This is a genomic window from Promineifilum sp. (SeqCode), assembly GCF_041918635.1.
Classification (GTDB): domain Bacteria; phylum Chloroflexota; class Anaerolineae; order Promineifilales; family Promineifilaceae; genus Promineifilum.
Genome location: NZ_JAYRVJ010000010.1, coordinates 1 through 8,643, shown reverse-complemented (window position 1 = coordinate 8,643; position 8,643 = coordinate 1). Strand labels below are relative to the sequence as shown.

Genomic DNA, 8,643 nt, shown 5'->3' with positions numbered 1-8,643 from the left:
TGGACACCCGCGAGGGGACGGCCCGCCTGCGCCACTACCTGTTTCATGGCGCGCCCGTCCAGCGCAACTACGCCGCGCTCTACTTCAAGCGCCGCGGCCGGACGGCGCTGCTGCATGAGGCTGTCGCGCGGGGGGCGATTGATGGGACGCAGGCGTTCTCCAGATAGGGACCAGGGGTTAGGGGCCAGGTTCTAGGGAAGAGCGCTTTTCCCTAGAACCTGGCCCCTAACTCCTAGCCCCTTTCTTCAAGAATCCAACCGGCATGTGCCGGAAAGTTCACCGTCACCGCTTCACTCATCTTGGGCAGGTCGAGCAGCCGCTCGTTGAACAGATCGGCAATGACGCTTGCCTCGCCGATGGTCACGCGCACGCGGACGATGGAGCCGAGGAAGGTGATGCTGTCCACGACGCCGCGCAGGTTATTGTGCCCCTCGGCCGCGCCGATCTCCAGCTCCTCCGGCCGCACAGCCAGCTTCACCGGCTGGCCGTCGGCGGCGGGCAGCGGCGGCGGCAGGGCGAGCGTCTGGTCGCCAACCGCCACGCGGCCGGCGGCGGCGTCGAGCACGCGCCCCGGCAGCACGTTCAACTGGCCGACGAAGTGGGCGGCGAAGGCGGTCGTGGGGTAGTTGTAGATCTCGAACGGCGTGCCCACCTGCTCGATGAATCCCTTGTTCATCACCACCACCCGGTCGGACAGGGACATGGCCTCTTCCTGGTCGTGGGTCACGTAAAGGGTCGTGATGTGGAGTTGCTGCTGGATGCGCCGAATCTCGGCCCGCAGTTCGACGCGAATCTTGGCGTCCAGCGCCGACAGCGGCTCGTCGAGCAGGAGCACCTGCGGCTCGATGGCCAGGGCGCGGGCCAGGGCGACGCGCTGCTGCTGGCCGCCCGATAGCTGGTAGGGGTAGCTCTTGCCCTTGTCCGGCAACTGGATGAGTTCCAGCAGTTCGCCGGCCCGGCGGCGCGCATCGGCGGCGGCCAAGCCCTTTAGCTTGAGGCCGAAGCCAACGTTGTCGGCCACGGTCATGTTGGGGAAGAGGGCGTAGGATTGAAAGACCATGCCGATGTGGCGCTGGTTGGGCGGCTGCGTGGTGATGTCGCGCCCGTTGAGGCAGATCGCGCCGCTGGTTGGCCGCTCGAAGCCGGCGACCATGCGCAACGCCGTCGTCTTACCGCAGCCGCTCGGCCCCAATAGCGAGATGAACTCGCCCTGTTCCACGTCCAGGTCGAAGCCGCTGACGGCGGTCATCGTCCCGAACTGCTTGGTTAGCTGGTCGATCTCTAGAAAAGCCATGCTACCTTGGTCCCGCCGTCACTTGCGCCGCGCCGGGGCTGCGCTGTGTCACCCATTGCAACCCGGCCATCATGGCCCAGGTCAGCCCGAAACTGATGATCGACAACGCCGCCGGCTCATACGCTTTGTTGCGCACCAGATTCGCCAGATACGGCCCGAACATCGGCCGGGCCAGGAACGAGGCGATGGTGTACTCGCCGATGACGATGGCGAAGGTCAGGAACGTGCCGCTCAGCAGCGCCGTGCGCAGGTTGGGGAAGATGACCCGCGCGATGATCGTCGGCCAGCCCGCGCCGAGACTCTGCGCCGCCTCGGTCAGCGTGCGCACGTCGATGGCCCGCATGCCGGTGTCCACCGCCCGGTACATGTAGGGCAGGGCCAGCCCCATGTAGGCGGCGACGAGCAGGACATTGGTGCTCCAGACGGCGTTGGTCAGGGCGATGGGCGGCCGGCTGTAGATGCGGATCAGCCCGAATACCAGCACGACCGCCGGCAGGACGAACGGTAGGAAGGCGACGAACTCCATAACCGGCCGGATCTGCGGCAGCCGCAGGTGTACCCAGTAGACCGTCGGCACGATGAGCAGCAGGCTGACCAGAATGGTCACCACGGCAATCTCCACCGAGAAGGTAAAGGTGCGCAGGAATTGGGCGTCGCTCAGCACTGTCCGGTAGGCGGTCAAGCTGTACCGGCCGCGCTCCGCCTTCAGCGAGAACTCCAGCGTGGCGATCAGCGGCACGGCGAAGTAGAGCGCGCCCAACGTGACCCACAACCATGACCACAAGGAAGCTCGTCTCATGCGCACTCCAAGTCCACAAACACGTTCATTGATAACACAACCGTTGTCAACAATGCTCTAAAATCTGCGTAATCGCGGCTGAGGACAGCCGAGCGAAAGCTGTGGATGCGCTTACCGCTTCAGCCAGCGCTCCGAACGCCGCTGCAACAGGGTGTAGGCGGTGATGGATACCGCCATGATAGCGATCATCCCCACGGCCAGGGCGTAGCCGAGGCCGGGGTTGCGCAGCACGTCGCCGCGCATCTGCGCGCCGATGAGGATAGGGACGAGGTTGATCGTGCCGCCGGTCAGCGCAAAAGCGGTGGCGTAGGCCCCGAAGGCGTTGGCGAACAGCAGGATCAGCGTGCCCAGCAGCGACGGCAATAGCACAGGGAAGGCGACGTAGCGCCAGTACTGGCCCGAAGTCGCGCCCAGATTCTCGGCCGCCTCGCGCCACTCCCGTTTCAGCCCCTCCAGCGCCGGGGTGATGATGAGCACCATCAGCGGAAACTGGAAGTACATGTAAGTCAGGCTGAGGCCGGCGAAGCTATAGAGCGAGAAGCCCCGCTGGTAGATGTCGAGGCCGATGTTCTTCAGCAGCACGGTGATCAGGCCGATGCGGCCCAGCGTGGCGATGAAGGCAAAGGCCAGCGGCACGCCCGCGAAGTTGGAGGCTACCCCCGAAAATGTCAGCAGCCCGGAGCGAATAGCGCGGGGCAGTCCACCCAGCGTCACCGCGTAGGCCAGCAGAAAGCCGAAGATCGTGCCGCCCAGCGCCGTGGCGAAGCTGACCTGGAGGCTGCGCGTGTAGGCGTCGACGACGATCGGGTCCGACAAGTTGCGGAAGTTCTCCAGTGTGAACTGGCCGTCGAGCGTCTGGAAGCTGCCGATGAACAGGAAGGAGGCCGGGGCGATGAGAAAGGCCAGGGCGAACAGGAAGAAGGGCGCGACGCCCAGCCAGCTCAGCAGGCTGCCGCGGTCAAACCGCCGGGCCCGGCGCGGCGGCCCATCGAGAGGGGTTGGGAAAGAGTCGGTCGCCATGAGACGGAGATACCCCTCGCGGGCCATGCCGGCCCGCGAGGGGTATGTAGCTGCGCGAATTACTCAGTGGACTGCACGTCGGCGCCGACGACCGTATCCCACTGCTCGACGATGATGTCCTGGCTGGTGGTCAGTTGCTCCTGGGTCGGGAAGACCGCCTGGGCGTACTGCTCGGCCGGGGGCAGCGCGGCCATCAGCTCCTCCGGGATGACGCCGCGCTCGGACATGTCGGTGAAGCGGATGGGGTGGCAGTAGCCCTTCAGCCAGATGTTCTGACCCTCGTCCGAGTACAGGAACTCCATCCACAGCTTGGCCGCGTTGGGGTGGGGGGCGTAGGCGCTGATGGCCTGGACGTAGACGCCGGCCAACACGCCGCTGGCCGGAACGACTACCTCGACCGGCGGGTTGCCGGCCAGGCTGTCGCGCCAGGCCAGGTTGTTGTAGTCCCAGGCGATGGTGATCGGCGTCTCGCCCTGAGCGATGGTTCCCGGCAGGGCGATGACCGGCACGAAGTTGCCGGCGTCGTTCAGCTCTTTGAAGAACTGCAAGCCCGGTGTGGGGTCTTCGAGCGACCCGCCATTGGCCAAGCTGGCGGCGATGACGGACTGGATGGCCTGGCTGGAGGCGCGCGGGTCGCCGGCCAGGGCCACCTGGCCCGCGTACTCCGGCTTCAGCAGGTCGGCCCAGTCCTGCGGCACGTTGGCGACGACGTCGGTGTTGACCGCGAAGGCCAGCACGCCGTAATAGTCGCCGTACCAGTAACCGTCCGGGTCCTTGGCGTCATCGGCGATGGTATCCCAGACCGAGACCTTGTAAGGCTGAATCAGCCCCTCTTCCTTGGCCTGCGGGCCGAAGGCCAGGCCCACGTCGATCACGTCGGGGGCCTGTGGGCCGGTGTTGTCCTTGTTGGCGCGGATGGCTTCCAGTTCATCAGCCGACCCGGCATTGGGGTCAAGTTCGTTGACGGTGATGCCGTACTTCTCGCTGAAGGTGTCGATCATCTCGCCGTAGTTGCACCAGTCGCGGGGCAGGGCGATGGTCGTCAGCATGCCCTCTTCCTGGGCGGCGGCGATCAGGGCGTCCATGTCGCCCGCCGCTTCGCCCTCGGCCGGGGCCGCTGTCGCTTCTTCGGCGGGCGCTTCGGCTTCCTCCTCGGCCGGGGCGGCCGTCGCCTCGGTCTCGGCCGGGACTTCGGCCTCCGGCTCGGCCGCGCCGCCTCCGCCGCAGGCGGCCAGCGCCAGGGCCAGGATCAGCAACAGCACCAACATGGTTTTCCGAATCAGGTGGCTATGCATTTCTCTCCTCCGAAACTCGAAACAGGGTTGATCGGATGCAGGACGGACGGACCGCATCTCCTGGAGGCGTAAGGGGCGGGTGGCGTTGCTACGATGACCTTCACGACAGTCGGCCGAACGCATCCCACGATTACCACCAGAGCTCAAGCCTCTGCTGCGAGCATTCTAGCAGTTTGTCACAGGCTTGTATAGTATTGCGGCAAAAAGAAGCGAGGAGCCTGATGGACGAACAAGACCGCCCCGACATTTTGACTCACAACCGCATAGCCTGGGACAAGTGGGCCCAGGACGGCGACCGCTGGACACTGCCCGTCTCGCCGGCCGAGATCGCCGCGGCCCGCGCCGGGGAGTGGGCCGTCTATCTGACCGAGGAGAAGCCCGTCCCGCGCGACTGGTTCCCGGCCGACCTGCGCGGCGTGGACGTGCTCTGCCTGGCCTCCGGCGGCGGGCAGCAGGGGCCGATCCTGGCCGCGGCCGGGGCCAACGTGACAGTGTTCGACAACTCGCCGGAGCAACTAAGCCGCGACACGCTCGTCGCCCGGCGCGAGGGGTTGGACATTCGCACCGTGCAGGGGGACATGCGCGATCTGAGCGCCTTCGCCGACGGATCGTTCGACCTCATCTTCCATCCGGTATCCAACATTTTCGCGCCGGAGGTGCGGCCGGTGTGGCGCGAGTGCTACCGGGTGCTGCGTCCGGGCGGCGCGTTGCTGATGGGTACGGTTAACCCCATCGAGTACGCTTTCGACCGGGCGCTGGCCGACGCCGAGGGCATCTTCCAACTGAAGTACCCGCTGCCATACTCCGATGCGACTGACATCAGCGAGGAAGAGCGGGTTAAGCTCTATGGCCCCCACGCGCCTTACGAGTTCAGCCACACGTTGGAAGATCAGATCGGCGGGCAGTTGGACGCCGGCTTCCTCCTCACTGGCTTTTACGAGGCGCGCAAGGAGGATGACCGGCTCGGCCGCTACTTCCCCAACTATATAGCCACCCGTGCGTCAAAGCCCGGCCGGGTGTAATCCGAGCCAAATTGACGGGCGCGACGACTCCGCTAGAATTGGCTTATATGCGCGCACCAAGGTGCTGCCTATCCTCTGGGGTTCTATGTCTTACCGCGAAACCGTCCACTCCCATGCCCATGATCCGGAACAACTGGAACGGCTCTACCAAGCCGCGCTGAAGGCCGGCGAAGAGGCTGCCTTTTGGCAGGCGATCGAGAAGGGCCGCGCGACCGACCCTGACAACCTCCTCTATGCCGCCTGGTACTACCGCCTGAAGTCGGTCGCGGCGGCAGCCAAGGGGACGTTCGTCCGTTGGGGCTGGGCTGTCCCACTGGCTGTGATCAATGGTCTGCTGTTCTGGTGGCTTTCCGATGAGGCGCGCTTTGCCGTCCGGATCGCCGCCGGCGGTCGCCTGGATTACTCTACGTTCCTGCCCGTCCTTCTCTTGCTGGCCGCGCCGCTGGCGGCCGTCTTCGTGCTCGTCTACCTGACCCTTGCGGGGCGGCGGCGCTGGCTTCCGGCCGCGCTCATCGGCGCGGTGTTGGTCTTGGCCGCCGGCTACGTGCTCTGGGCCTACCCGCGCCTGGGTACGCGCCCCTTTCAGGAGCAGTACATCACGCTCATGGTCATGCACCTGCCTCTGTTGGCCTGGGCGGGGGTAGGCGCGTATCTGACCCGCGACCATCGCGGGGCGGGCGATCGCTTCGCCTTCCTGATCAAGTCGCTGGAAGTGTTCATCATGGGCGGCCTGTTTGCCATCGCCGGCGGGCTGTTCACGGGCATCACCGTCGCCCTGTTTTCGGCCTTGGGGATAGAACCGTCGGAGCTGATCATGCGCCTGTTTATTGCCGGGGGCGGTGGGCTGATCCCGGTCATCGCGGTGGCCGTGATCTACAATCCGTCCGTGCCGCCGTCCGCGCAGGCCTTCGACGAGGGCCTAAGCAAGCTCGTGGCGACACTGATGCGCACCCTGCTGCCCTTGACGCTCCTGGTGCTGATCGTCTACATTGGCTTTGTCCTGCTCAATTTCCGTGAGCCATTCGAGAATCGCGACGTGCTGATCATCTATAACGGGATGCTCTTTGCCGTCGTCGCACTCCTGGTTGGCGCGACGCCGGTCAGCCTGGCCGAGACCTCGCCGCGGGTAGCGCAGTGGCTGCGCTGGGCCATCGTCGCCGTCGCCGGATTGGCGCTGCTCGTCAGCCTCTACGCGCTGGCCGCCATCGTCTACCGTACCGCGCTCGACCGTCTCACGCCCAATCGCTTGGTGTTCATCGGCTGGAACGTCGTCAACATCGGCCTGCTGGCGCTCGTCGTCTTGGCCGGGGCGCGGGCCAGATCGTCGGACTGGCTGCAGGGGGTTCACCGCGCCTTTAGCATGGGTACGGTCGCCTATGCGGCCTGGTCGCTGGCGATGATCCTCGCCTTGCCCTGGCTGTTCGGGATCAATCAGGGCGCGATTGACGCCTTGCCCGCGTCCGTGCGCGAGATTGTCTACGAGTATCCCGACCCGATCTTGCTCAAGTGCACCGCCAGCCCCCACATCTATTTGCTAGACGAGGGCGAAAAGCGCTGGATCGACACCATCGCCACCTTCACCGATCGCGGCTACGCCTGGGGTGACGTTCGCTTCATCCCCTGCGACGACCTGCGCAGCCTGCCCGACGGCGAGCCTATCCCGGCCGACGCCGGCCCGCCGCCGCAGCCGTGAGCGTGGGGCGATTTGGCAAATCGCTCGACACCCACCGGTGCGTGGGTCGTGGGGCGATTTGGCAAATCGCCCTACAAGCGGACTACGAATCAAGCAGCAGCGCGCCATGCGCCGGCTCTAACCGCGCCGTGAAGTGGCGCAGCACCGGCGGCGCGTCCACGATCCGCAGGCCGCGGATGCGCTCCTTGAGGCTATTGACGTACAGGATCACCTCCGCCAGATAGTCCACGTGGCTCTGGGTGTAGACGCGGCGCGGGAAGGCCATGCGCACCAGTTCCATGGCCGCCGAGTGCTCGCTGCCATCCGGCCCCTGCCCGAACATCACCGAGCCAATCTCCACCGAGCGTACGCCCCCTTCCAGATACAGCACCAGCGACAGCGCCCAGGCCGGGTACTCCTCCTGCGGGATGTGCGGCAGCATGGCGCGGGCGTCGATGTAGACGGCGTGGCCGCCCGGCGGCTGGACGATGGGCACGCCGTTGGCGGTCAGGATGTCGCCCAGGTAGGCCACCGAGCGCACGCGGTATTGCAGGTAATCCTCGTGCAGCACCTCCTCCAGCCCTACGGCGATGGCCTCCAGGTCATAGCCCGCCAGACCGCCGTAGGTGGGGAAGCCCTCGGTCAGGATGAGCATGTTCTTGCACTTCTGGGCCAGCGCGTCGTCGTTCAGGGCCAGGAAGCCGCCGATATTGGCCATGCCGTCCTTCTTGGCGCTCATGGTGCAGCCGTCGGCGTAGCTGAACATCTCCTGGGCGATCGCCAGCGGCGTCTTCTCGGCGTACCCTTCCTCGCGGGTCTTGATGAACCAAGCATTCTCGGCGAAGCGGCAGGCGTCGAGGAAGAACAGCACGCCGTGGCGGCGGCAGCTCTCGCTGGCGGCGCGGATGTTGGCCATGCTGACCGGCTGGCCGCCGCCGGAGTTGTTGGTGACGGTGATCATCGCCAGGGGGACGTTGCCCGCCTTCTCGGTCAGCGTCCGTTCCAGTTCGTCCAGGTCGATGTTACCCTTGAAGGGCAGGACGCGGGCCGGGTCGCGCGCCTCGGCCGTGGGGATGTCGAGCGCCGCGGCCTTGCGGTACTCGACATTGGCGCGGGTTGTGTCGAAGTGGGTGTTGTTGGGCACGATGTCACCCGGCTTCAGCAGCGAGCCGAAGAGGATGCGCTCGGCGGCGCGCCCCTGGTGGGTGGGGATGATGTGCTTAAAGCCGGTGATGCGACGCGCGGCGGCCTCGAACTTGTAGAACGAGCGCGCCCCGGCGTAGCTCTCGTCGCCCAGCATCATGCCCGCCCACTGGCCGGAGGACATCGCCCCCGTGCCGGAGTCGGTCAGCAGGTCGATAAGCACGTCCTCGGCGCGGAGCAGGAAGAGGTTATAGCCCGCCTCACGCAGCAGCCGCTCTCGCTCCTCGCGGGTCGTCTGGCGGATGGGTTCGACGGTCTTGATGCGGAACGGTTCGATGATGGTCTTGAACTGCATGGGAAGCTCCGTGGGATAGTGGGATGGGCGGATTGTAGCGCCG

Annotated in this window: 7 protein-coding genes; 2 read left to right on the top strand and 5 right to left on the bottom strand. The window is 65.9% G+C overall.

The window, feature by feature from the left end:
• Positions 1 to 232: 232 nt before the first annotated feature.
• The 4 genes from ACE3UY_RS00495 to ACE3UY_RS00480 form a co-directional block, all read right to left on the bottom strand.
• Positions 233 to 1,294: an ABC transporter ATP-binding protein gene (locus tag ACE3UY_RS00495; RefSeq protein ID WP_374685595.1), complete on the bottom strand. Its 1,062-nt coding sequence runs from the start codon at positions 1,292 to 1,294 to the stop codon at positions 233 to 235.
• 1 nt (position 1,295) lies between these two features.
• Positions 1,296 to 2,093, bottom strand: a complete 798-nt coding sequence (locus tag ACE3UY_RS00490) for an ABC transporter permease (protein WP_374685594.1) — start codon at positions 2,091 to 2,093, stop codon at positions 1,296 to 1,298.
• Between the two features lie 111 nt (positions 2,094 to 2,204).
• Positions 2,205 to 3,113 carry an ABC transporter permease gene (locus tag ACE3UY_RS00485; RefSeq protein WP_374685593.1) on the bottom strand — a complete coding sequence of 303 codons (909 nt, stop codon included), beginning with the start codon at positions 3,111 to 3,113 and terminating at the stop codon, positions 2,205 to 2,207.
• A 59-nt stretch (positions 3,114 to 3,172) separates the two neighbouring features.
• Positions 3,173 to 4,408 carry an ABC transporter substrate-binding protein gene (locus tag ACE3UY_RS00480; protein WP_374685592.1) on the bottom strand — a complete coding sequence of 412 codons (1,236 nt, stop codon included), beginning with the start codon at positions 4,406 to 4,408 and terminating at the stop codon, positions 3,173 to 3,175.
• Between the two features lie 221 nt (positions 4,409 to 4,629).
• On the opposite strand from ACE3UY_RS00480, the gene ACE3UY_RS00475 reads away from it, so the two are divergent.
• Positions 4,630 to 5,430, top strand: coding sequence for a class I SAM-dependent methyltransferase (locus ACE3UY_RS00475; RefSeq protein ID WP_374685591.1), 801 nt, complete (start codon positions 4,630 to 4,632; stop codon positions 5,428 to 5,430).
• 85 nt (positions 5,431 to 5,515) lie between these two features.
• Positions 5,516 to 7,123, top strand: coding sequence for a hypothetical protein (locus ACE3UY_RS00470; RefSeq protein ID WP_374685590.1), 1,608 nt, complete (start codon positions 5,516 to 5,518; stop codon positions 7,121 to 7,123).
• Positions 7,124 to 7,205: 82 nt separating this feature from the next.
• Here ACE3UY_RS00470 and ACE3UY_RS00465 read toward each other — a convergent pair whose 3' ends face one another.
• Entirely contained in the window at positions 7,206 to 8,600 is a 1,395-nt protein-coding gene (locus tag ACE3UY_RS00465; protein WP_374685589.1) for a tryptophanase, read from the bottom strand.
• Positions 8,601 to 8,643 lie beyond the last annotated feature (43 nt).